Origin of the sequence: Actinoalloteichus spitiensis RMV-1378 (assembly GCF_000239155.1) — a bacterium.
GTDB lineage: Bacteria > Actinomycetota > Actinomycetes > Mycobacteriales > Pseudonocardiaceae > Actinoalloteichus_B > Actinoalloteichus_B spitiensis.
This window is the reverse complement of the sequence record NZ_AGVX02000287.1, coordinates 1-24,091: the sequence shown is the minus strand read 5'-3', so window position 1 is coordinate 24,091 and position 24,091 is coordinate 1. Positions and strand designations below refer to the sequence as shown.

Annotated in this window: 15 protein-coding genes; 13 read left to right on the top strand and 2 right to left on the bottom strand. The window is 72.8% G+C overall.

Annotation, left to right across the window (positions count from 1 at the left end; genetic code table 11):
- From ACTIDRAF_RS0213390 to ACTIDRAF_RS0213380, 3 genes are all read left to right on the top strand, one after another.
- Window positions 1–4,077: non-ribosomal peptide synthetase (locus tag ACTIDRAF_RS0213390; RefSeq protein ID WP_016699247.1), on the top strand; the 4,077-nt coding region annotated here is incomplete at its 5' end.
- Window positions 4,074–4,994 carry a class I SAM-dependent methyltransferase gene (locus ACTIDRAF_RS0213385; RefSeq protein ID WP_016699246.1) on the top strand — a complete coding sequence of 307 codons (921 nt, stop codon included), beginning with the start codon at window positions 4,074–4,076 and terminating at the stop codon, window positions 4,992–4,994. The genes ACTIDRAF_RS0213390 and ACTIDRAF_RS0213385, both read left to right, overlap by 4 nt.
- Window positions 4,995–4,998: 4 nt before the next feature.
- Entirely contained in the window at window positions 4,999–5,577 is a 579-nt protein-coding gene (locus tag ACTIDRAF_RS0213380; protein WP_016699245.1) for a GNAT family N-acetyltransferase, read from the top strand.
- Window positions 5,578–6,242: 665 nt separating this feature from the next.
- On the opposite strand, the gene ACTIDRAF_RS28740 is transcribed toward ACTIDRAF_RS0213380, so the two are convergent.
- On the bottom strand, window positions 6,243–7,346 hold the full coding sequence (locus tag ACTIDRAF_RS28740) for an HAD-IIIC family phosphatase (protein WP_016699244.1): 1,104 nt from the start codon (window positions 7,344–7,346) through the stop codon (window positions 6,243–6,245).
- Window positions 7,347–8,394: 1,048 nt separating this feature from the next.
- Between ACTIDRAF_RS28740 and ACTIDRAF_RS0213365 the strand changes: the two genes are divergently transcribed.
- The 6 genes from ACTIDRAF_RS0213365 to ACTIDRAF_RS0213340 all read left to right on the top strand — a co-directional run bounded on the left by ACTIDRAF_RS0213365 (window position 8,395) and on the right by ACTIDRAF_RS0213340 (window position 18,345).
- Entirely contained in the window at window positions 8,395–10,206 is a 1,812-nt protein-coding gene (locus ACTIDRAF_RS0213365) for a flavin-containing monooxygenase (RefSeq protein WP_016699242.1), read from the top strand.
- Window positions 10,203–11,804 (top strand): SMP-30/gluconolactonase/LRE family protein, encoded by a 1,602-nt coding sequence (locus ACTIDRAF_RS0213360; RefSeq protein ID WP_016699241.1) that lies wholly within the window; start codon window positions 10,203–10,205, stop codon window positions 11,802–11,804. The genes ACTIDRAF_RS0213365 and ACTIDRAF_RS0213360 overlap by 4 nt, the downstream gene beginning before the upstream one ends.
- Window positions 11,805–12,100: 296 nt before the next feature.
- The gene (locus tag ACTIDRAF_RS0213355; protein ID WP_039787205.1) at window positions 12,101–14,707 is read left to right on the top strand and encodes a glycoside hydrolase family 78 protein; all 2,607 of its coding nucleotides are present in this window, start codon (window positions 12,101–12,103) and stop codon (window positions 14,705–14,707) included.
- Between the two features lie 255 nt (window positions 14,708–14,962).
- Window positions 14,963–15,493, top strand: a complete 531-nt coding sequence (locus ACTIDRAF_RS0213350) for a hypothetical protein (protein ID WP_016699239.1) — start codon at window positions 14,963–14,965, stop codon at window positions 15,491–15,493.
- Window positions 15,490–16,485 (top strand): exonuclease domain-containing protein, encoded by a 996-nt coding sequence (locus tag ACTIDRAF_RS28735; RefSeq protein ID WP_016699238.1) that lies wholly within the window; start codon window positions 15,490–15,492, stop codon window positions 16,483–16,485. The genes ACTIDRAF_RS0213350 and ACTIDRAF_RS28735 overlap by 4 nt, the downstream gene beginning before the upstream one ends.
- A gap of 642 nt (window positions 16,486–17,127) precedes the next feature.
- On the top strand, window positions 17,128–18,345 hold the full coding sequence (locus ACTIDRAF_RS0213340; RefSeq protein ID WP_016699237.1) for a M50 family metallopeptidase: 1,218 nt from the start codon (window positions 17,128–17,130) through the stop codon (window positions 18,343–18,345).
- Between the two features lie 590 nt (window positions 18,346–18,935).
- On the opposite strand, the gene aztA is transcribed toward ACTIDRAF_RS0213340, so the two are convergent.
- Complete coding sequence (aztA, locus tag ACTIDRAF_RS0213335) at window positions 18,936–19,682, bottom strand: zinc ABC transporter ATP-binding protein AztA (protein WP_026066067.1); 747 nt, start codon at window positions 19,680–19,682, stop codon at window positions 18,936–18,938.
- A 53-nt stretch (window positions 19,683–19,735) separates the two neighbouring features.
- On the opposite strand from aztA, the gene aztB reads away from it, so the two are divergent.
- The 4 genes from aztB to aztD all read left to right on the top strand — a co-directional run bounded on the left by aztB (window position 19,736) and on the right by aztD (window position 24,031).
- Window positions 19,736–20,605: a zinc ABC transporter permease AztB gene (aztB, locus tag ACTIDRAF_RS0213330; protein ID WP_016699235.1), complete on the top strand. Its 870-nt coding sequence runs from the start codon at window positions 19,736–19,738 to the stop codon at window positions 20,603–20,605.
- Window positions 20,602–21,822: a hypothetical protein gene (locus ACTIDRAF_RS0213325; protein ID WP_016699234.1), complete on the top strand. Its 1,221-nt coding sequence runs from the start codon at window positions 20,602–20,604 to the stop codon at window positions 21,820–21,822. The genes aztB and ACTIDRAF_RS0213325 overlap by 4 nt, the downstream gene beginning before the upstream one ends.
- Window positions 21,819–22,757, top strand: a complete 939-nt coding sequence (aztC, locus tag ACTIDRAF_RS0213320) for a zinc ABC transporter substrate-binding protein AztC (RefSeq protein WP_016699233.1) — start codon at window positions 21,819–21,821, stop codon at window positions 22,755–22,757. The genes ACTIDRAF_RS0213325 and aztC overlap by 4 nt, the downstream gene beginning before the upstream one ends.
- A gap of 74 nt (window positions 22,758–22,831) precedes the next feature.
- Window positions 22,832–24,031, top strand: coding sequence for a zinc metallochaperone AztD (aztD, locus tag ACTIDRAF_RS0213315; RefSeq protein WP_016699232.1), 1,200 nt, complete (start codon window positions 22,832–22,834; stop codon window positions 24,029–24,031).
- Window positions 24,032–24,091: the final 60 nt, after the last annotated feature.

Genomic DNA, 24,091 nt, shown 5'->3' with positions numbered 1-24,091 from the left:
GTCGACGACGACTTCTTCCGCTCCGGCGGGGACTCGGTCTCCAGCATGCGGCTGGCCGCCCGCGCCCAACGGCAGGGCATCCGGCTGGAGGTGGCGACCATCTTCGCCGAGCGCACCGTCCGCGCGATGGCCGCCGCGGCGGACCGGGCCGCCGACGCCCCCGCCGTCGAGCAACCCATGGCCGAACCCGGCGAGGAGGCGCTGTTCGCGGGGATCGACCAGGACCAGCTGGACGCCGTGCGCTCCCGACCCGGTGTCGTCGACGTCTACCCGCTGGCCCCCATGCAGGCGGGCATGCTGTTCCGGGGCCTGTACTGGCCGGACTCCGACGCCTACTTCAACCAGAACGTACTGGAACTGGTCGGCGAGGTCGACGAGGACGCGCTGCGGGAGGCGTGGCGGCGGGTCGCCGACCGCTACGAGATCCTGCGGACCGGGTTCGTCTGGGAGGAGCTGACCGAACCGCTCCAGTACGTGCGGTCCGACGTGGAACCGCCGTGGACGGTGCTCGACTGGTCCAGCCACGCCCCGGAGGAGCACGCCGGTCTGTTGGAGCGGCTGCTGGTCGAGGACCGGGAGACGGGCCTGGGCCTGGACGCCTGCCCGCTGTACCGGCTCACCCTGGTCCGACGCGGCACCGGCAGCCACTACCTGCTGTGGAGCCACCACCACATCCTCCTCGACGGCTGGTGCCTGTCGCTGATCTGGGGCGACATGTTCCGGATCTACGAGGAGCTGGCGCACGGCCGCGAACCCCAGCTGAGCCCGTGCCGCCCCTACCGCGACTACGTCGGCTGGATCCGGGCCAGGACGGCCCGGGGGGACGGCGCGGAACGCTTCTGGCGGGAGTACCTGGCCGACCTGGCCCCCACCCCGTTCTCCGAGGCCCCCTCCGACCAGGAGGGACTGTTCCACACCGTGGTCCACGAGTTCAGCGAGTCGCTGACCGCGCTGGTGGCCGAGGCCTCCCGCGACTACGGCGTCACCTCCAACGCGATCACGCAGGCGGCGTGGAGCATGCTGCTGGCGTTGCGGTCCGGGGCGCAGGACGTGGTGCACGGCCTCACCATCGCCGGGCGGCCGCCCGAGCTGGCCGGTTCGGAGCACATGGTCGGGTTGTTCATCAACACCATCCCGCTGCGCATCCGGCTCGACCCCGAACGGACGGTGACCGAGCTGCTGTCGGCCATCCACCGCGACCTGGCCACCACCGCCGCCCAGGGCCACGTTCCGCTCGCCCAGATCAAGTCCTGGGCCGGGGGGACCAAGCTCTCGGGTGGGCACGTGTTCGACAGCCTGGTGGCCTTCGAGAACTACCCCGAGGACAACCTTCCCGGCGACGACGAGCTGAGCATCCAGGTCATCGACCTGCACGCCCAGGAGAAGACCGAGTACCCGATCGGCCTGATCGTCCTCCCCCTGGAGAAGCTCGCCTTCCACTTCAACTACGACACCACCCACTTCACCGCCGACGAGGTGGACCGGCTGATCGCCACCTTCCAACTGCTCATGGAGCAGCTGTGCCGCCGGCCCGACGCGCGGCTGCGGGAACTCGACGTGCTGCCCGAGACCGACCGCGCCCTCATCGCGAGCTGGAACGCCACCGGCACCGACGCCCCGGGGCGGCCCGGGGCGGCGACCCTGCTCGACCTGGTCGTCCCACACCGGGACACCACACCGGACGCGCCGGCCGTCGTGGCCGACGACGTGGTCCTCACCCACGCCGAGTTGGGCGCCCGGTCCGCCGCGCTCGCGGACCGGATCGCGGCGGCCGGCGTGGGGCGCGGCCACCTCGTCGGTGTCTGCCTGGGGCGGTCGGCGGCCTTCGTCACCGCGCTGCTGGCGCTCCACCAGCACGGTGCGGTACCGGTGCTGCTCGACCCGGACCACCCGGCGGCCCGGCGGCGGACGATCGCCGCCGACGCGGGTCTGGCGGCGGTCCTGACCGACCTCGACCCGGCCGAGTTCGCCGCGTGGCCCGTCGTGCACCCCGACGGCACTCTCACCGGGGCGAGCGAGGAGCCCCCGTCCCCGCCCCGGTCGACCGACCCGGCCCGGGACGCCGCCGTCGTCTACACCTCCGGCTCCACCGGCACCCCCAAGGGCGTCCTGGTCCCGCAGGCCGGCCTGGTGAACCGGGTGCTCTGGTCGGGCACGGCCTTCCCCACCGAGGAACCGCCCCGGGTGCTGGCCACCGCCGGAACGGCCTTCGACATCGCGCTGTGGGAGGTGTTCTTCCCGCTGGCCCACGGCGGCACCGCGGTGCTCGCCCCGGCCGAGGCCGTGTTGGACACCGACCGGCTCGCCGAACTGGTCGTCGCGCAGCGGGTGTCGGTCGCGCACTTCCTGCCGACCCTGCTCGCCGCGTTCCTCGACGGCCCCGGGGCCGCCGACTGCTCGGGGCTGCGGCACGTCCTCTCCGGCGGGGAGGCCGTCACCCCCGCCCTGGTCCGCGCCTTCCACGACTCGGGGCTCGGGGCCCGGCTGCACCAGGCCTACGGGCCGACCGAGGCGTCCATCAGCGTCACCCACCACACCTGCGTCCCCGAGGACGGGCGGGGCGACCGGGTGCCGATCGGGCGCGCCATCGCCGGCACCACCGTGCACGTCGTCGACGACCACCTGCGGGAGGTGCCGCCCGGCTGCGCCGGCGAACTCGCCATCGCCGGAGTCGCCGTGGGCGCGGGATACCTGGGCGACGAGGAGCTGACCGCCCGCGCCTTCCCCGCCAACCCCTTCGGCGCCGGCCGGCTCTACCGCACCGGCGACCGGGCACGGTGGCTGCCCACCGGGGAACTGGAGTTCCTCGGCCGGCAGGACCGCCAGGTGAAGGTGCGCGGGCACCGCGTCGAACCCGCCGAGGTCGACCGCACCGCCGAGGCCCACCCGGCCGTCCGGCAGGCCGTCACCGTCGCCCACCAGGGCACCCTGGTCACCTTCGCCGTCCCCCGCGCCGACGCCGAAGTGGACCCCGGCGAGCTGCGGCGGTGGTTGGGCCAACGGCTGCCCGACTGGATGGTCGGCGGGATCTCCGTGCTCGCCGACCTGCCGCTGACCCCCAACGGCAAGGTCGACCAGCGGCGCCTCGCCGACCTGGCCGCCGCCGGGGCGTCGACGGCGGTGGCCGAGGCGTCCCGACCACCGTCCACCGAACTGGAAGTCCTCATCGCCCGCTGCTGGGAGGAGGTACTGGGCGTCAGCGGTATCGGCGCCCATGACGACTTCTTCGACCTCGGCGGCCACTCCCTGCTGGTGGTGCGGCTGCTGCGGGTGCTGCGGGAGAACCTGCCCGACGGCGTGCGCTGCGACGTCCCCCAGATCCTCAAGGCCGGCACCGTCGCGGGGCTGGCCGAACAGCTGCTGGCGCCGGTCGCCGGTTCGGGTTCCCGCTACGTCCAGACCCTGAACCCCGACGCCACCGGTGGGGCGTTGTTCCTGGTACACCCCGGTGAGGGCCTGGCCCTGCCCTACCACGGGCTGGCCCCGCTGCTGCCCGAGTGGCGGCTGCACGTCATCTCCGACCCCCGGTTCGGCCAACCCGGCAACCGGTTCGGCACCCTCGCCGACATGGCCACCCGCTACGTCGAGTGGGTGCGCACCCTCGAACCCGAAGGCCCCTTCCACCTCGGCGGGTGGTCCTTCGGCGGGGTGGTCGCCCTGGAGATGGCCCGGCAGATGCGGGCCCACGGCGACGCGGTCACCGACCTGCTCCTCATCGACAGCCACAACCTCAACGCCCTCACCCCCACCGGGGACGTGCGGGAAGGGATCCGGGAGCGGTTGGCCGAGCTGGGCGTGGACGCCGACTCCCCGGAGGGCGTCGACCTCGCCGACGAGTTGGAGCACAACGGCACCCTGGCCTCCCGCTACCCGCAACCCGCCTACCCGGACCGGGTGGCCCTGCTGGTGGCCGGCGGGGAGGACCCCGCCGCGACCCGACCGCGCGGCTGGGACCGCGCCCTGTTCCCCGGCCTGGTCGTGACCTCGGTACCCGGCCGGCACGAGTTGCTGTTCGACGACGACCACCTGCGCGGCACGGCCACGGCCATCCGCGACGCACTGGAGGGATCCCGGTGATCACACTGACGGGAGTGGCGGAACGCGCACCGGAGCGCGTCGTCGAGACCTACGCCGAGGGCAAACCGTACGACCTGTTCTACCTCCAGGTGTCCGGGCTGCGGCTGGTCGGCCGCAAGACCGAGGCCGCCTACCCCGGCCCCGACCGGGACGGGGAACCCGCCGAACGCCTCAAGGGGTGCCTGGTCCAGGCGGACATGCTGCTGGGGGTGGTGGAGCGGGAACAGGTCGCCGAGGACCACGTCGCCGTGTTCCACCGCCCGTTGGACGAGGCCGAACGGACTGCGCTGTTCGCGGCGGCCGTGGCCGACCCGGGAGCCGAGCTGTACTACCCCTTCGCCCAGCTCGGCGACCGGGTCCGCGACGCGGCGGCCGAGTTCGACCCGGACGGTTGGGAACTCACCGAGGAGTTCGCCCGCGAACTCGACCACGCCGAGTCGGTGCTGCGCGACTCCGTGCCGGACCGGCTCGTCGAACTCGGGTTCCGGGGCGGCGTCGCCTACGACGCCGCCTGCTCGACGGGGGCGTTCCTCCAGGCCGTCCAACGACGGGTTCCCGAGACCCGCACGGTCGGGCAGGACCTCAGCCCCCAGATGGCCGCCTACGCGCGGTCCCGGGTGGACGAGACCCACTGCGGCGACAGCATCAGGCCGGCCATTCCCCCGGGCAGTGCCGACCTGGTGATCTGCCGCCACCTCAACGCGTTCGTGGTGGGCACCGCACAGGCCCACGAACTGCTGGCGGCGGCGGTCAGCCGGTGCCGGGACGGCGGGCTCGTCGTCCTGCTCGGCCACACCCCCATCCTCGTCAGCGCCCCGTGGTGCGAGATGTCAGGGCTGGACGTACTCCAACGCAGCGCGGCCACCCCGTCCGGACACGCACTGTTCCAGTGCTACGTACTCCGCAAGCGGGGGTGAGGAGATGCCAAGCCCAGCGGAACCACCCACCCCACCGACAAGCCCATGGCTGGTCAGCCCGCGCCTGGTCCTCCGCCGGTTCCAGCCCGGCGACGCGGCGGCACTCGCCGCCTACCGCTCCGACCCGGCCATCGCCCGCTACCAGGCCTGGCAGACACCGCTGTCCGTCGAACAGGCCACCGAAACCATCGCCCGCTACCAGCACCACGACCCCGACCGCCCCGGCTGGTTCCCCTACGCCATCTCCCTGAACGGGAACCTCATCGGCGACCTCGGCGTGAACCTGCACGAGAACGGCATGCAGGCCGACCTCGGCTTCACCCTGGCCGCACCCCACCACGGACACGGCTACGCCACCGAAGCCGTCAGCCGCATGCTGGAACACCTGTTCGTCGACCGGTGCCTGCACCGGGTGTCAGCCGAATGCGACCCCCGCAACGACGCCTCCGCACGCCTGCTGGACCGTCTCGGATTAGAACGGGAAGGGCTACGACGGGCCAACACCTGGGTACGCGACGAGTGGGCCGACGACCTGCTGTTCGGGCTGCTGGCGGCCGACTACCACCAGCGAGCGGGGCGTTAACGGAAAAGCCACCGGCGGTGGGGGTTGGGCCGCCCGAGACGGGCGGACTGCCCCCGCCGCCGGGCAACCGGGGACGAGCCGGAGCACCAACCACGTCCGACAGGGAGCCGGCTCCGGGAGGAGTCGGGCGGCCTCCCACGGTGGACGGTTCGAGGAACGGCCAGCTCGATCGCGTCCCCAGGGGACTGCTCCGGGGTACTTCGCCGGACATGTGACCGTCCCGTCTCGGAAGTGGACGCGCTGCCGCGTCCGCCCGGTGGTGGCGAGGTCCGTGCGTCGGGCGTGCTCGCGTGGGGAGCAGTACCCCCTCCCGCACCCTGGCACAGCCCTGACGGCGGGTCCCGTGGTCGGCCGACCAACGGGGCGAGGAAGGACGCGTCGCCGATGACCAGCTGTCCGCCTGATCCCGCCGCACTCGACCTCGGTGGGGCCGAGATGACCGAGGTGTTCGGCGACCGGGGAAGGCCCTGCTTGCCCGTGGCAGCCACCGCGACCGTCCTGCGATCAGGGTCCTGCGATCCGGGGATGAGTTCTGGTGCGCGAGGCTCGCCCACGAGATCCGGGCGTAGCGGGCCATGCCCGACCTCCCGTCGCCGGTGCGGGTGCCGGAGCAGGTGCACACCGACGGCCAGGAGGTGCTGGTCGTCGAGTACTGGTCGACCCGCTCACCCGAGCGGCGTGACCGCCTCACCCGGGCGGTGCGCCAGATCGGGAGCGGTGAGCCGGAGCGTGTCGGGGGATTCGCGCCGCGCGGCCCGCAGGTGCAGTTGGCGAACGCCCCCGGTCGCCGACGGGCCGATCTCCGCTCGGCAGGGGCAGTCCTGGTCGTCGAATCCCGCGAAGCGGTAGGCGACCTCCATCATGCGGTTCCGCTCGGTGCGCCGGAAGTCGGCGACCAGGTGCGCCCCGTTCTGGGCGGCCTGGTCCGAGATCCAGTTGAGGATCACGCCGCCCACACCGAACGAGACCACCCGGCAGGAGGTGGCGAGCAGTTTCAGGTGCCAGGCGGTGGGATGGCGTTCCAGGAGCACGACGCCGATCGCCCCGTGGGTGCCGAAACGATCGCTGAGGGTGGCCACCAGCACGTCGTGGTTCTCGTCCTCGAGCAGGTCGCGCAGGGACTCGTCCGAGTAGTGGACCCCGGTGGCGTTCATCTGGCTGGTGCGCAGGGTCAGCTCCTCGACGCGGCTGAGCTCGCTTTCGGTGGCCCGGAACAGCCGGAGGTCGAGGTCGAGGGTGCGCAGGAACTCCACGTCGGGCCCGGCGAACTCGGACCGTTCTGCCTCCCGGCGGAACTGGGCCTGGACCATCGCCCGCCGCCGTGCGGAGTCCACGGTGGTCGTCCTCGGGGTGAACTCGGGGAGCGAGGGGAAACTGGTCGCCTCCTCGGCGGGGTAGCAGCGGACGTCGGGCAGGTGGAAGGCGACCTCGGCGCGTTCGGTCGGCTGGTCGTCAACGAAGGCGATGGTGTGGTGGGCGAAGTTCAGCCGCTCCGCGATCGACCGCACCGACCGCGACTTGGGCCCCCACCCGATCCCGGCGAGGACGAAGTACTCGGCGATGCCGAGCCGCTCCAGTCGTGCCCACGCGTGGTCGTGGTCGTTCTTGCTGGCGACCGCCTGGAGGATCCCCCGCGCGTCGAGTGCCTGGACCACCTGGAGGATCTCACCGCTGACGGAGACGTCCTCGTCCTCCAGCAGGGTGCCCTGCCACAGCGTGTTGTCCAGGTCCCAGACCAGGCACTTGACCGTGGTGCCGTTCTCGCTCACCGGTCGTCCTTCCGCCGAGGGGAGGTGCACGTTCCGGCTCCACGTCGGGGACGTGGTCGCCCGGGCCAGTGTCGCCGAACCAGCCGGCGTCCTCCACGGCCTTCGGCCAGGGCTCATACCCTTTGCCGCGCGGACCGTCCCATCCAGTCCGATCCCGGTACCGCGACGCCGGGAGCTTCTCCGCCGCCCTGCCCGCGCGAGCCCCGTGGCCGTCAGGGTGGCCTGGCCCTCCCGGGCCACGCCGCCCCTCGGGCGGTACGGCGGTCGTCGTCCGTTCCGGCGTCGCGCAGGGATCGGCCGGTGGGTGGTGCGGCCCGGTGGCTGGGCTGAGGCGGGGTCCGGTCAGGAGAGGAAGACCGTGCTGAGGACCGCGGTGCCTCCGACGAGGGGTCAGCCCGCGCAGCAGGGTGGGCGGGAACCGCCGCCGGACCCGGCTGCGGCGCAGCCCCGAGGGCGCCCACCGCGATGAGGACGACCACGGCCCGGTCGATCGATCGAATCCCCGGCGACGCGACGTTTCGGCGATCACGGCGACGGAGTTGACCCCGGTGGCCAGCAGGATCTCCACGGCGGTGGCCGGCTGGAGGGTCTCGCGGGTCAGCACGTTCGCCAGGACGACGACCAGGATCCCCCTGGGTCACACCGTCGTGGCCACCGTACATGCCGAGCACGGCCCCCGAGGGTGACGGCGGTCAGCCGGCGGGAGGACAGCCCTCGGGGTCCTCGGTGTTCTCCCGTTCCGCCTCCGCCGGCGGGCAGGTGCGGCGCCGGCCCTGGTCACCAGGTCGGCCACCGCGTCCTGGGAGGAGCGGCCCTGGCTGCTGAGGCTGACGAGGTGGCCGAGGGGATCCGGCGGACGGCCGCCAGGCGCGGCCTCGTCCACGCCCCCTGGTTGAGCGGTTCCGCGAGCAGTGGTCCGCCCCGGTGGGCGAGCCACTGGCCGAACGGGGCGTCCGGACGACCAGTGGCATTAAATCACTCGCTTGACTTAATGGTGGCGGGTGAGTTTCCTGGAACCCAGTGGTGATCACCGCGACGAAAGGCACGCATGTCGACCTCCGGTACACCGACCATCCCGGACGACCTGGACTTCGACCCCGACGCTCTCCGCGCCAAGTACCGCGAGGAGCGGGACCGCCGGCTCCGCACGGACGGCAGGCTCCACCACCAGCGGCCGGAGGGCCGTTTCGGCTACTACGCGGAGGACCCCTACACGGGGGCCGAGACCCCCCGGTCCCCCCTGACCGACCAGGTGGACGTGGTGGTGGTCGGCGGCGGCTTCGGCGGTCTGCTGGCCGCCAGCCGACTCCGCCAGGCCGGCGTCCAGCGGATCCGCGTGATCGAGAAGGGCGGCGACTTCGGCGGGACGTGGTACTGGAACCGCTACCCGGGCATCCACTGCGACATCGAGTCCTACGTGTACCTGCCCCTGTTGGAGGAGGTCGGCACCGTCCCCGAGTGGAAGTACTCGCCGGGAGCGGAGATCCTCCGCCACGCCCAGGCCATCGCCAGGAAGTACGACCTCTACCGGGACGCCTGCTTCCGCACCGCCGTCCGGGAACTGCGGTGGGACGAGCGGACCGCGGAATGGGTCGTGGGAACCGACCGCGAGGACCGCATCCGGGCGCGGCACGTGGTCGTCTCCCACGGAACGCTCGACCAGCCGAAACTGCCGGGCATCCCCGGGATCGACACCTTCCGGGGCCACACCTTCCACACGAGCAGGTGGGACTACGACTACACCGGTGGCAGCGCCGACGGTGGCCTGGTCGGCCTCGCCGACAGGCGCGTCGCCCTCATCGGCACCGGAGCCACCGCCATCCAGGTGGTCCCCCACCTGGGGCGGGACTCCCAGCACCTGTACGTCTTCCAGCGGACCCCGTCCTCGGTGGACACCCGGGGGAACCGCCGCACCGACCCCGCCTGGGTGCGGACGCTCACCCCGGGCTGGCAGCGGCGGCGCCGGGACAACTTCCTCGCGGTGGTCAGCGGGGAACGGGTCGAGGAGGACCTGGTCGGCGACGGGTGGACCTCCAGCGCCCGGCTGCTCCAGAAGCTGATCCCCACCGACGCGTACACCGGCCTCTCCCCCGAGGAACGCGAGACGGCGGACGAGATCGCCGACTTCCAGAAGATGAACGAGATCCGGGCCCGCGTGGCGGCCGAGATCGACGACCCGACGACCGCCGAGGCGCTCAAGCCCTGGTACCGGTACCTGTGCAAACGGCCGACCTTCAGCGACGAGTACCTGGCGACCTTCAACCGGGAGAACGTCACCCTGGTCGACACCGCCGACCACGGCGGGGTGGAACGCCTCACCGAGACCGGCGTGGTGGTCGGCGACCGCGAGTACGAGGTCGACTGCGTCATCTTCGCCACCGGTTTCGAGGTCGGGATGTCCGACGTGCTGCGCGGCCGGCTGCCCGTGCACGGGCGGGGTGGGCTGGCGCTGCTGGAGTACTGGCGGGAGGGGCCGCGCACCCTGCACGGCTTCTACAGCCACGGGTTCCCGAACCTCTTCCACCTCGGCGCGCTCCACAAGGCCGCCTCGGTCAACTTCGTGCACGTCCTCGACGAACAGGCCACCCACATCGCCGAGGTGGTGGCGGAGGCGCGGCGACGGGGCGCGCTCGTCGAACCGACCGCCGGGGCCGAGGCCGCCTGGGTCGACGACCTGGGGAGGAACGCCCCCGACCAGTACCGGTTCCAATCCGAGTGCACCCCCGGCTACTACAACAACGAGGGCCGGCCGCGCCCCCGGGGCGGGACCTACGCCGATGGCCCCGTCGCCTTCCACCGCCTGCTCCGCCGGTGGCGTGCCGAGGGCGGGATGGACGAGGTGCTGGGGGCTTCCTCGTGACCGGGGAACCGGGGTCGACCGGGTACGGTGCCCGGCGGGAGCCGGTGGGCGGCGGGCGGTGGGACGTGCGGCGTCTCACCGGACCGAACCGGCTGTGGGGCTCCAACGGTGTGGCGTTCGGCCCGGACGGCCGGTTGTACGTGGCGCAGTTCCTGGCGGGCGTCATCAGCGCCGTCGACCTCGCCTCGGGTGCGGTGGACACGGTCGTTCCCGCCGGCGGTCCGATCCAGTCCCCGGACGACCTCGCGTTCGGACCGGACGGTTCCCTCTACGTCACCGACCTCGTGCCGGGTCGGGTGTGGCGGCGGAGCCCTTCGGGGGAGTACGCGCTCGTCGCCGACGACGTCGTCCTGCCCAACGGGATCGCCGTCGTGGGCGACCGGCTGTTCGTCAACGAGATGCGTCCGGGCGGCCGGTTGCTGGAGCTGTTCCCCGCCGGCGGCGCTCCCGTGGTGCTGGCCGACGAGCTGGCCATGGGCAACGCGATGCAGCTCGGGCCGGACGGGTGGCTGTACTACCCGCACATGCTCACCGGCGAGGTGTTCCGGGTTCCCGTCGACGGTGGCGGGCCGGAGCTCGTGGCGGAGGACGTCCACCACCCGGTGGCGGTGCGCTTCGACCCGGCCGGGGACCTGCTCGTGCTGTCGAGGGGCGAAGCCGGCATCGTGACCCGCCTCAGCCGGTGGGGGGCCGGGGAACGCTCGGTGGTGTCCAGCGGCATCGTGGGGCTGGACAACGCCGCCTTCGACGCTGGGGGCCGCATGTTCGTGTCCAGCTACGCGAGTGGCGGCATCGCCGAGCTGCGGCCGGACGGCCGGTCACGGCAGATCGTGCCCCGGGGGCTGAGCGGCCCGTTCGGCGTCACCGTCGACCTGGGCGGAGGGGTGCACGTCGGGGACCACTACCGGCTGGCCTCGCTCGAGGACGGGGGGACCGTGACCACGCGGGAGCTGTTGCCGTTCACCCACGCCCTGACCTGCGACACGCGCGGCGTGCTCCACCTGACCTCCGAGTTCGGCGAGCTGCGGACCTACGACCCCGGCACCGGGGCGGACCGGACGCGGGTCGAGGGGTTGGTCACCCCGGTCGGGGTGGCCGCGCGGGACGACGGGACCGTTCTCGTCGCCGAGTCCGGCGGGGGCCGGGTGGTGGTCGTCGACCAGCGGGACACGGTGACGGTGCTCGTGGACGGCCTGGACCGCCCCGTCGACGTCGCCGTCGACCGGCAGGGGCGCTGCTACGTCACCGACGAGGCCGCCGGGGTCCTGCACCGCGTCGACGACGGCGTCGCGGTCCCCGTGGCGGAGGGCCTGGACCTGCCGCAGGGCCTCGCGGTGCGCGGCGGGGACCTGCTGGTTCTGGAGGTCGGCCGGCGACGGCTCATCGCGGTCGACCCCGACACCGGTGAGGTCAGGGTGGAGGCGACGGACCTGGCAGTGGGCGCGCCCCCCGGGGCGCCCCGCACGCCGACGGCCCTGACCGCCGCCGGGATGCCGGGTGTTCCCCGGCCCTTCGCCGGGCTCGCGGTGGGCCCCGACGGGGCGGTCTACCTGTCGGCGAACGGGGAGGGTGGCGTGCTGAAGCTCATCGCGCGGTGACCTCGCGGTGGGGCGGAGCCGCGCGAGCGGCGGCTCGCGCACCCGTTCCCCCGGCACCCACCGCGCCACCGGACGGGGCGAGGGCCGGGCGGGCCGGTCGGCGCGGAAGTCGATCCCTGGGCCACCTGTCCGGCGCGGCCTTCCCCCATCAGGGTGGCGACCGAGGCACATCCGGGGTTGACCCTGGTACCCAGTGGAGTGATGCCGTGGGGGACGGCGCCGCCGCCCCCGCATGCACGGCGGCGCACGGCACCGCGTTCGGCGCGGTCCCGGTGAACCCCCGGAGAGGAACGCACTTGTCCCAGCACCGAGGCGGAGGAACGACCGTCACCACCCCGCGAGCCGAGCACCACGACGAACCGCTCGGCATCGGCGATGCGTCCCCTCGGCTGTCCTGGCGGCTCCACTCCGACGAACCGGGGTGGCGGCAGGCCGCCTACGAGATCGAGGTGACCGACCCCGCCACGGCGACGACGACCACCACCGGCCGGCTGGACTCACCGGACAGCGTGCTCGTGCCCTGGCCCGGCGAACCGCTGCGATCCCGAGCGCGACGCGGGGTGCGGGTCCGGGTGTGGGGCGCGGGCGAGGACCTGCCGACGGACTGGAGCCCGAGGCTGTGGGTGGAGGCGGGGCTGCTGCGAGCCGAGGACTGGCGCGCCGGGTTCGTCGCCCCCACCGAGCTCCCGGGCACCGACGAGACCGCCGCCGTACTGCTCCGGCACTCCTTCGTGGTCGGCGAGCGGCCGGTGACGGCACGGCTGTACGCGTCCGCGCTCGGCATGTACGAACTGGAACTCAACGGGCGCCGGGTCGGCGACCACGCGCTCGCACCCGGCTGGACGAGTTACCACACCAGGTTGCGCTACCAGACCTTCGACGTCACCGACCTCGTCTCCCCGGGCGAGAACGTCCTGGGTGGCTGGCTCGCGGAGGGGTGGTACCGGGGCAGGCTCGGCTTCGCCGGGGGTACCAGGGGTATCTACGGCGACACGACGGCCCTGCTGGTGCAGCTGGAACTCGGCTACGCGGACGGCCGCGTCGAGCTGGTCGGCACCGGGCCCGCCTGGCGGTGCGCCCCGTCCCCGATCAGCTCGACCAGCATCTACGACGGTGAACACTACGACGCCAGGGCGGAGCGGCCCGGGTGGTCGCGGCCCGGGTTCGACGCCTCGGAGTGGTCCGAGGTCCGCGTGGTGGAACGCGACCCGTCGACGCTCGTCGCCCCCACCGGCCCGCCGGTGCGGCGGACGGAGGAGCTGCGTCCCGTCGCGGTGACCACCTCGCCCTCGGGGGCGACCATCCTGGACTTCGGCCAGAACGTCGTCGGACGCCTCCGCCTGACCGTCCGGGGCGAGGAGGGGACGCACGTGCGGATCAGGCACGCCGAGGTGCTCGAGGACGGTGAACTCTGCGTCCGGCCGTTGCGGTCCGCCCGGGCGACCGACGGCTACGTGCTCGACGGGTCGGGGCCCCGGTCCTGGGAGCCGAGGTTCACCTTCCACGGTTTCCGGTACGCCGAGATCACCGGGGACGCTGACCTCGTGGACGTCGTGGCGCGGGTCTACCACACCGACATGCGGGCGACGGGCAGCTTCCACTGCTCGGACCCCCTGGTGAACCAGCTGCACGCCAACGTGGTCCGGAGCATGCGCGGCAACTTCGTCGACATCCCCACCGACTGCCCGCAGCGGGACGAACGGCTCGGGTGGACCGGTGACATCCAGGTGTTCACCCCGACGGCGGCCTTCCTGCACGACTGCGCGGGCATGCTGTCGTCCTGGCTGCGGGACCTGGCCGCTGAGCAGTTGCCGGACGGTACGGTGCCCTTCTTCGTCCCGGTGGTGCCGGCCCGGCGGTGGAACGACTCCCCGTCCCCGGCGGCGGTGTGGGGCGACGCGGCGGTCCTGGTGCCGTGGGAGTTGTACCAGCGCTTCGGTGACGTGCGGGTGCTCCGCGACCAGTACGACAGCGCCCGGTCCTGGGTGGACCGCGTCGCCAGGGACGCCGGGCCCGACCACCTCTGGGACGACGGCGAGCAGTTGGGTGACTGGCTCGACCCCAGTGCACCCGCCGACGACCCGGCCGGGGGGAAGGCCGACCCGCACCTGGTCGCCACCGCCTACTTCGCCCGGTCGGCGTCCGTGGTCTCCGCGATGGCGGGTGTGCTGGGCGAAACCGCTGACGAGGAGCGGTACGCCGCGCTCGCGTCGAGGGTCGCCGACGCCTTCGTCCGCCGCTGGGTCGGGCCCACCGGCCGGGTCGAGGACGACGCCCAGACGTCGTACGCGCTCGCCCTCCGCTTCGGGCTGATCCCTCCCGGGCCGGCCCGGGAGGGGGCGGGGAGGCGACTGGCCGAACTCGTCCGCGACGGGGGGTACCGGATCGGGACCGGGTTCGCCGGAACACCGGTGATCTGCGACGCGCTCACCGAGTCCGGCCACGTCGACACCGCCTACGCCCTGCTGATGCGGCGGGAGTGCCCGTCGTGGCTGTACCCGGTGACACGAGGCGCGACGACCATCTGGGAACGTTGGGACAGCCTGCTGCCCGACGGCACCGTCAACCCAGGCCAGATGACCTCCTTCAACCACTACGCGCTGGGCGCGGTGGCGGACTGGCTGCACCGCACCGTGGCCGGACTCGCCCCGGCCGCTCCGGGTTACCGGCGGCTGCTCGTCCGCCCGGTGCCCGGTGGCGGTCTCACCCACGCCTCGGCCAGCCACGACACCCCGTACGGCACGGCGAGCGTGGCGTGGTGCCGGGCGGACGGCGAGCTGGGCGTCGACCTGGTGGTGCCCACCGGGACGACGGCCACCGTGGTCCTGCCGGGGCGGGCACCAGTGGAGGTCTCCTCGGGTCGCCACCACTGGCGGGTCCCGTTCGGCGGCTCCCCCTCCTGACCGGGACGGGAACGCCGGTCACCCGTTCCTCGCCAGGCCGCCGTCGGCGGGCCCCCGTGCGACGGAGAACGGCACGCGGACGACACGGCCCACGCGACGGCCGGCGACCAGCGACCGGGCACTACCCCTGGCCGGCGCGTGACTCCACGTCCCACCCGGCCGGGAACCACCCGCATCCAACTCGTGACGTTCCGCTGGCAACACCCCCACGGCCACGGACGATGATCCTCCAGTGAGGACAACACTGGGGGTTGGATGAGATCGAACTGCGTCGTCGACGTCAACGCCGACCGAGCCGTGCTGTGGCACGTCGACACGGGCCCGAACCTGGGAATATCCCGACTGGGAGGAGCCTGGGTTCTCGAGCGCGACGACCCGAGGGTCGCGGACCTCGTGTCGGACCGGTGGCTGCTCGCCACGGCGAGAGCGAGGAGGGAACTCGATGTCCTCTCCTCCCCCGACGCGGTGCACATGGACACCGCGCGCACCGTGGGGGCGATACGCGAGGAAGTTCACCGCCTACAGCGGATCTACCTGGAACACCCCCAGGCGGAACGACTGGTGGAGCCCGAATGGCCGAACATCCCCAACCCTCCCCAGGAAGGCCCAGTGGCCGGCGGGTCCCCTCCTGACCTGGTGCACGACGCGCTCATGCTCGCGCGCTGGCTGGACAGGATCGCGAACCTGTGGGACCAGATCGAGAGGCAACGTCTGGCCCGGCCCTACATGTCCACGGGTACCGGTAAACGGGTCTGTCCGATCAGCATCGAGGTGGCTGCCGCGTGAGCAGTGAGTTCGTAGCACTGGATGTCGAGACGGCCAATGAGAAACGCGGATCGATCTGCGCGGTCGGACTGGTGACCGTCCGGGACAGCGAGATCGTGCACCGTTACGAGACCCTGTGCGTCCCTCCCGGGGACCTGAACTACTTCACCCCCCGGAACATCGCCGTGCACGGCATCACCCCCGACCACATCAGCGGAGCGCCGAAGTTCGCCGAGATCCTCCCCACGCTGGTCGCGTACATCGGCGGCCGGGTCGTCGTCGCGCACAACGCCTCGTTCGAGCGGTCTGCACTGCTGCGGGCCTGCGAGACCGACGGGATCAGCTACCCTGCCGTGACCTTCGGCTGCACCCTCCAGTGGTCCAAAGCGCTGCTCGACCTGGAGAGCTTCCGGCTCCCCGTCGTGGCCGACCACCTCGGCGTGGCACTGAACCGCCACCACGACGCCCTGAGCGACGCGGAGGCCTGCGCGCGGATCTGCCTGGAGCTGATGAGCCGCGCGGATGCCGACACCGTGGACGGGCTCGCCAGCAGAGCGGGCAGCCGGTCGGCACCCCTCGGCGGCAGGATGCAGGAGTCCATGCCCGCGCCCGCCCGGCCCACCGATAACCCGGCGGTCAGCGGAACCCCGGCGCACCAGGAGGCTCCCTTCCGTGGGAGCGTCGTCGTCATCACGGGACGACTGTCGACGTCGTCACGGTCGGAGGCCGAACGGTTGGTGACGGCCGCGGGAGGGACCGTCGCGACCAGGGTGACTCCGCGCACCCGGTACCTGGTGATCGGCGACGGGTACCGGGGCGACCTGGCAGGGTTCCACGGCGCGAAGGTGCGCGCCGCCCTGACGATGATCGAGAGGGGCAGCGGTATTCGGCTGCTGTCCGAGACGGACATGCTCACGATGCTGGGATCGTTGGAATCCACCGCTCAGGACCGCAACGGTTCCACTCGCACCGCGAACCCGAGATCACCTTTTCGCAACCCGAGCACTGCCTGAGCTACTGGGACTGGCACAACAAGTCGCTGGCAGCGGGATCGAGAGCCCTCGGCGGCGAGGAGTGCCGCGTCTGCGGGTCCCCGGTCTCGGCCTCCGCCGCATGGCAGCACCGTGACCGCCACGTGTGTGGTTCGTCGTGCAACGAGCGGCTCAAGCGGATCTTCCGAAGGATGGTGCGGAACGGAGCGGTTCGCCCCTACTCAGAAGGTTGGCCGCCGGAGGGGCTCTACCCCACCGGGTAGGCCTGCCGATCACGGTGCGCGGGGACAGCGGACGGCACCACCCGCAAGCTCGGCGCGGACTCGCCTCCCCTCGGCGGGTGGTGCGGCTCCCTACCGGAGCCGCCACCACACCTCCCGTTCGAGTGGGCCTGGCGCCGCTCAGCGGGGACCTCGCTCAGCTCGACCCGTACCCAACCGGCACTCGCAGGTCACCGACCAGCACCTGTCGACGGCGGACGGCGACCAGGTCGGCCGCCCCACGCTTCCCGGAGCGTTCCGTTCGACGCCAGGCGGCGGCGAACCCTCTCGCGGCAAGCCCAGCGGAACCACTCGGCTGGTGGACTCGGGACGCACGGCGGATCGGACCCGCGCTCGGTACGCTCGCCGAGGTCGCGCCACGCCTCACCAGGAGGGCCCTCGGGTGCTCGCGTACGTTCTCGGCGTCGTGTTGTTCGTGCTGTGCTTCTGGTTCTCGGTCTCCCTGCACGAAGCGGGCCACATGTGGACCGCTCGCGCCTTCGGGATGCGGGTCCGCCGGTACTTCGTGGGTTTCGGGCCGACGATCTTCTCCTTCCGACGGGGGCACACCCAGTACGGCCTGAAGGCGATCCCGTTGGGTGGTTTCTGCGAGATCGCGGGGATGACCTCCCTCGACGAGGTCACCCCCGAGGAGGCTCCTCGGGCGATGTGGCGGTTCCCCGTCTGGAAGCGGACGGTGGTGATGGCGTCCGGCTCGGTCATGCAGTTCGGCCTCGGGTTCGTGATCCTCTACCTGATGGCCACGACGATGGGGCTGCCGAACCTCGCTGGTGTTCCCCAGGTGGAGTCCGTCGCCGCCTGCGTGCGGGACGCGAGGACCCCCGAGGAGGTCAGCGCCCCCCGGTGCCAGCCGGGTGACGCCGCACCCGCCCGGGACGCGGGCCTCCGGCCCGGTGACCGGATCGTCTCGGTGGACGGGGTCTCCACCCTGACCTACGCGGAGGTCATCGCCGCCGTGCGGGGCTCGTCCGGCCCGACCCGGCTGGAGATCGACCGTGACGGCCGGACCGAGCCCGTGACGGTGGACGTGCGCCAGGTCCAGCGGCCGGTGGCGGTGCCCGGGGAGCCCGCGCCGGAGATCCGGACGACGGGCACGATCGGCGTGTCCTTCGTCCGCCAGTTCGAGTACGGGCCGGTGGCGGCCGTCGCGGGCACCGCCGTGTTCACCGGCGACATGGTGGTGCGGACCTTCCACCGGCTGGTGGAGTTCCCCCAGCGGATCCCGGCGGTGGTGTCGGCGATCCTCGGGGAGGAGCGTGATCCGGAGACGCCGATCAGCGTGGTCGGGGCCAGCCGCATCGGCGGTGAGGCGGTCCAGCACGGCCTGTGGCCGCTGTTCCTGCTGCTGCTGGCGAGCCTGAACTTCTTCATGGGCGTCTTCAACCTGCTGCCGCTGCTGCCGCTGGACGGCGGTCACATCGCCGTCGGCTGGTACGAGCGGGGCAGGGACGTGGTGCGCGGGCTGCGCGGCAGGGCGGCGGGCGGTCCCGTCGACTACAACCGGCTGACCGGGGTGACGCTGGTGCTGGTCCTCATCGGCGCCGCGGTGATGGTGCTGACGGTGACGGCCGACATCGTCAACCCCGTCCGGTTGTTCTGAGGTCCCGCGAGGGCCGGGCGCCCTGCCGGGGCAGACGGGTGGCGGAGGGCCGGCGCCTGTGGCGGCGGTGTCCGGCTGGGCTCGGGCCGGTGGGGCCGTCGGGCACCGGGTAGGCCGGTGACCCGGCTGCTCCCAGGCGGCCGTCGGGGCGGGGAGCGCCCGGGGGGACGTCGAGGGTCCGGACGGGCCGGGACCGTGCGGGGCGGGGACCGAGCGTTCCCCGAGGCACCAGCGGTGGGGAGCGGGTGCGCGACGGCGGCTCGCCCGGACGGCACCGGGCCCGTCCGGGCCCTCCCCCCTGGCTGGCGCACTCGCGGGTTCGGGGTCGACGCGGGTGCGCGGTGAGGTCCGGGTCCGAACCGCGCGGACCTCCGCCGGCTACCCCGGCCCTTCCCCGGCTCGTTCGGTCCGGGGACGCCCCGCCGGTCCGTGTTCCGGGAGGCCGTCGGCCCCGGTGCGCGGTGCGCGGTGCGCGGTGCCCAGCGACTCAGGAGCGCGGTGCGTGCCGGGCCGCCGACCGGAACCGGGATGCGGATCGCGCGGGACGTCGGTGGTCGGATGGCCGCGGTCCGGTCCACGCGGCGACATCCTCAGCCGCCGGTGGGCACGCCGCGGGGGGCCGGGGACCGCCCGGGGGTGGGCACGTTCCAGGCCAGGCTGATGGTGTCGGCGTCGAGCACGGTGGCTGGGGCGCCCTGCGCCACCACCCTGCCCTCACGCAGCAGGACGCAGTGGTCCGCCTCCCGGGCGGTCTCGAGGTCGTGGGTGACCCGCACCACCGTCGTTCCCCGGTCCCGCGCCGCGCGCAGCGCGTCGTCGATGAGGGACCGCGCGTTCAGGTCGAGGCCGGCGGCGGGCTCGTCCAACAGCAGCAGGTCGGCCTGCTGGGCGAGTCCCTGGGCCACCAGCGCGCGCTGGCGTTGGCCGCCCGAGATCGCGCCCAACTGCCGCTCGGCGAGGTCGGAGATGCCGAGCTCGGCGAGGCACTCGTCGATGACGGCCCGGTCGGCCCGGGTGAGGCGGCGCCACGGGCCCCGGTGCGCCCACCGTCCCATCGCGACGGTGGCACGGACGGTGATGGGCAGGGCGTCGGAGACCTCGCTGCGTTGCGGGACGTAGGCGGGTGGGCGCGGGCCTCGGCCGAGGACGCCGCCCGAGGTGGTCGGCAGTGTCCCGGCGATCACGTTGAGCAACGAGGACTTGCCCGCGCCGTTGGGTCCCAGGATGGCGGTCACCCGTGCGCGGGGGATACCTGCCGTGACCTGGTCGAGCACTCGAACGGGGCCGTACCTGGCCGAGACGTCACGGACTGTGATTCCTGGCACTGAATCGCTCATGGTACCCCTTCCCGGGTTTGATGAAAATGGTTATCACTATAGGGTGCGTCGCCATGGACATTCTGCTGCCGTTCGAGGTGGCCTTCGTGCAGCGGGCTCTGGTGGCGGGCGTGCTCGTCTCGCTGGTCTGCGCGCTCGTGGGCACCTGGGTGGTGCTGCGCGGCATGGCGTTCCTCGGGGACGCGATGTCGCACGGAATGCTCCCCGGAGTCGCCCTGGCCTCGCTGCTCGGCGGGAGTCCCCTGGTCGGGGCCGCGCTGAGCGCGGGGGTGATGGCGCTGGGGGTGAACGCGTTGGGACGGACGCGCCGCATCTCCCGGGACACCGCGATCGGGTTGCTCTTCGTTGGGATGCTCTCGACGGGCGTCATCATCGTGTCGCACTCCCGGTCCTTCGCGGTGGACCTGACCGGCTTCCTCTTCGGGGACGTCCTGGCCGTGCGCGACGGCGACCTGGTGGGTCTCGCCGTGGCGCTGGCCGTCGCCGCCCTGGTGTCGGCGCTGGGGTACCGGGCGTTCCTGGCCCTGACCTTCGACCCGCGCAAGGCGCACACCCTGGGTCTGCGCCCGCGGCTGGCGGAGGGGCTGCTGCTGGGTCTGGTGACCCTCGCGATCGTCGCCTCGTTCCACGTGGTGGGCACGCTGCTGGTCTTCGGACTCCTCATCGCACCGCCGGCGGCGGCGGCGCTGTGGGCCAGGCGCGTGCCGGCGATCATGACCGGCGCCGCCGCGCTGGGGATCACCGCGAACGTCGTGGGACTGCTGGTGTCCTGGCACTTCGGGACGGCCGCCGGAGCGACCATCGTCGCCGCCGCCGTCCTGCTCTTCGTCCTCTCGGCACTCGCCGCCCGCCTCGTCCGGCGCGCGCCCCGTGCCGAGCCAACCCCGAACGACCACCACGAAAGGACCGAGTACCAACCGTGACACGGCAACAGCACACGCGGGCCGTCCGGCTCGCGGCTGGGCTCGCGTCGGTGTCCGTCCTGATCGCGGCCTGCGGCAGCACGACACCGGCGGAGAGCCCGGCCACCGACGAGGAGGACGTGCCCCACGGCTACGTCGAAGGCGCCGAGGAGACCGCGGAGGCGCAGTCCCGGCTGGTCATCGCGGACGCGGAGACCGGTGAGGTCAGAGTGCTCGACCTGATCGACGAGGAGGTCCACGAGGTCGGCCAGGTCGAGGGCGTCGGCGGAATCGCCGGTGACGGCCGCTTCGGTTACGTCGCCGCCGTCGACGACACGGTCCGCGTCATCGACAGCGGTTCCTGGATGGTCGACCACGGGGACCACGTGCACTACTACCGGGCCGAGGTCCGGGACGTCGGCGCCGTCGACGGCGTGGACCTCACCGACGCCTTCAGCGACCCCGTCGTCGCCGCGCTCTCCTCCGCCGACGGCCACACGCTGGTGTTGGACCGGGCCGAGCTCGACGGCGGATCAGTGGTCCCCCGGGTCGAGGAGGTCCCCACCGCCGGCCCCTCGGCCACCGTCCCCTACCGGGAACACCTGTTGGCCCCCACCGGCGACGGCGCAGTGGAGGTCCTGGACCGCGACGGGGAGGCCGTGTCGACCCTCGACGTGCCCTGCGAGGACCCGCGCGGTCAGGCGCTGACCCGCCGGGGAGTGGTCTTCGGCTGCGCGGACGGCGCCCTGCTGGTCACCGAGGACGACGGCCGTTTCGAGGGGGAACTGATCGCCTACCCGGAGTCGACGTCCGGCGAGCGGCTCACCGCCTTCCGCCACCGGCCCGGCAGCACCACGCTGGTCGGCCCCGCCGGGGAGGAGGAGGGCTGGCTCCTCGACGTCACCGGGCGGACCTGGTGGCACTGGACGACCACCGAGCCCGTCGTGGCCGCCAACACGGCCGGCGAGGGCTCCGCCGTCCTCGTCCTGACCGCTGACGGGGTGCTGCGCGGGCTCGACCCGGACACCGGCGAGGAGACCGCGGCGGTGCCCCTGCTGGAGCCGGATGCCGCCACCGGGACACCCGCCCCGGTCATCGAGGTCGACACCAGCCGGGCCTACGTCAACGACCCGACCTCCGGCGTGATCCACGAGATCGACTACAACGACGACCTGCGGGTCGCCCGAACCCTCGAGGTTCCGGGGCTGGCCAGCCACATGGTGGAGACGGGACGATGAGCCGCCGCGCACGCCGCCTCGCCGAATCCCTGCTCGCGCTGACCACCGGACTGGTGGTGGCGGCGACGACCGGGTGCTCGACCGCCGAGGCCGACCGCACCGAGGTCGTGGTCACCACCAACATCCTCGGCGACATCACCCGCAACATCATCGGCGACCAGGCCGAGGTGACCGTGCTGATGCGCCCCAACGCCGACCCGCACTCCTTTGGGATCTCAGCCCGGGAGGCGGCACTGGTCGAGCGGGCCGGGCTGCTCGTGCACAACGGGCTGGGCCTGGAGGAGGGGATGCTCCGCCACGTCGCCGCGGCGGAGGAGGCCGGGGTGCCGGTGGTTCCCGCCGGTGACCACGCCGACCCCCTCGACTACACCTCGGACGAGTCCCGGGGGGAACCCGACCCCCACTTCTGGACCGACCCGCTGCGGGTGGTGTCGGTGGTCGAGGAGATCACCGACCGCGTCGTCGAGCACGTCGGCGGCGTCGACGAGGACACCGTGCGGGCCAACGCCGACGCCTACCGCGCCGAACTCGAGGCGCTGCACGAGGAGATGGCGGAACGGTTCGCCGAGATCCCCGCCGACCGGCGCCAGCTGGTCACCAACCACCACGTGTTCGGCTACCTCGCCGAACGCTACGACTTCGAGGTCGTGGGCGCGGTGATCCCCAGCGGGACGACACTCGCCTCCCCCAGCGCCTCCGACCTGGAAGAACTCGCCGGGGCGGTGCGCGACGCCGGGGTAGCGGCCATCTTCGCCGACTCCTCCCAGCCGGACCGGCTCGCGCAGGTCCTGGCCGACCACGCGGGTCTGGACGTGGCCGTGGTCCCGCTCTTCTCCGAATCGCTGAGCGAGGAGGGCGAGGGCGCGGAGACCTACCTGGACATGATGCGGGCCAACACCGACTCGATCTCCCAGGGGCTGCTCGGGCAGCTCTGACCCCCACCCGACCGCACCCGGATCAACGACCGTCGACCCGGGAACACTGACGAGAACAGAGAGCGAACACACTGATGCGAACCTCCCCACGCACGCCGGCCGGACGTGTGAGAGCACTGGCCGTACCGGCCCTCGCCGCCGCGCTCACCCTCAGCGCGTGCGGCGGCTCCACGGAGACCGACGAGGCGACCGACGCCGGATCGGCGACCGGTGGCGGCGCACCCTCGGTCGTCGACCCGATCGTCACCACCTACGACGGCGGCCTCTACGTGCTGGACCCGACGACCCTGGAGATCGTCGAGGACATCGCCCTGGACGGCTTCAACCGGCTGAACCCCGCCGGCGACGACCGCCACCTCTTCGTGTCCACGTCCTCCGGCTTCCAGGTGCTGGACGCCGCCGCCCCGGAACTGACGGACCTGGAGTTCGAGGGCCCCAAGCCCGGGCACGTGGTGCGCCACGCGGGCCGGACGGTGCTGTTCTTCGACGGCTCCGGCGAAGTCGTGATCTTCGACACCGACTCGCTGGGCGGCTCGCTGCCCGAGGCCGACACCTACACGACCCCGGAGCCGCACCACGGCGTGGCGGTCGAGCTGTCCACCGGCGAGCTGGTGACCACGCTGGGCAACGAGGACGAACGCCCCGGCATCGTCGTGCTCGACGGCGACGGCGAGGAGATCGCCCGCAACGAGGACTGCCCCGGTGTGCACGGCGAGGCCACCGCGCAGGGCGAGGCCGTGGTCATCGGGTGCGAGACCGGTGTGCTGATCTACCGCGACGGCGAGATCACCAAGGTCGACAGCCCCACCGACTACGGGCGCATCGGGAACCAGGCCGGCTCCGAGGAGTCAAGCATCACCCTCGGTGACTACAAGCAGGACCCGGACGCCGAGTTGGAGCGCCCCACCCAGATCTCGCTGATCGACACCGAGAACGCGAGCGTGGAGCTCGTCGAGCTGGGCACCAGCTACACGTTCCGCTCCCTGGCCCGGGGCCCGGAGGGCGAGGCCCTCGTGCTCGGCACCGACGGCGCCATCCACGTGATCGACCCGGAGACCGCCGAGGTCGTCGACACCATCTCGGTGATCGACGAGTGGGAGGAGCCGCTGGAGTGGCAGCAGCCGCGTCCCGCGATCTTCGTGCGCGGTGGCACGGCGTTCGTCAGCGACCCCAGCGCCACCGAGATCCACGCCGTCGACCTCGAGTCCGGTGAGATCACGGCGACCGGTTCGTTGCCCTCGGCCCCCAACGAGCTCAGCGGCACGCTGAGCTGACCCGGGGGACTCGCCGAAGTCCTCCACGAAGGGTGGGCGGCGCGGGTTCCCCGCGCCGCC